This is a genomic window from Mesotoga sp. HF07.pep.5.2.highcov, from assembly GCF_003666285.1.
GTDB lineage: Bacteria > Thermotogota > Thermotogae > Petrotogales > Kosmotogaceae > Mesotoga > Mesotoga prima.
Genome location: NZ_JFHJ01000549.1, coordinates 1 through 560, shown reverse-complemented (window position 1 = coordinate 560; position 560 = coordinate 1). Strand labels below are relative to the sequence as shown.

The following is a 560-nucleotide window of genomic DNA, read 5'->3' as shown; positions in this document are numbered from 1 at the left end:
ATACTGAAGGAAGGAGACCGGGTCCTTTCAGAACACTTTCTCAGATTCAAGAATCACTATGGATTCGAAGCAGTCTTTTGTAATCCTCAGAGCGGGAATGAGAAGGGCAGCGTCGAAAGTAAAGTGGGATACCATAGGAGAAACCTGCTAGTTCCTGTTCCAGAGATAAGTGACCTAATGGCCTTCAACAAAGAGCTCCTCACTCGATGTGATCAGGATATGGAAAGACCGCACTATTCGAAGCCAGGTATGATAAGAGAGCGATTTGAAGAAGACAGAACAAAGCTTCTAACACTTGCGCCAAATAAGTACGATGAATCGATCCTCCTGGCCGTTCGCACAGATGCTCACGCGAAGTTCACCCTTGAGAAAGGAAGGCATACATATTCAAGCGCTCCACAATATGCAAAGACCGAGATATGGGCAAGACTGACCGCACATGAAGTTATCGTAATGGACAGGGACTACAAAGAGATAATCACTCACCCCAGACTGTATGGACAGATGAAGAGAGAATCAATGAACTGGATTCCTTATCTCACCCAATTATCCAGGAGACC

General features: G+C 45.5%; 1 pseudogene. It reads left to right on the top strand.

Features of this window, described 5'->3' with window-relative positions:
- A pseudogene (locus BG32_RS11655) lies at positions 1-560 on the top strand (IS21 family transposase); the annotation flags it as partial.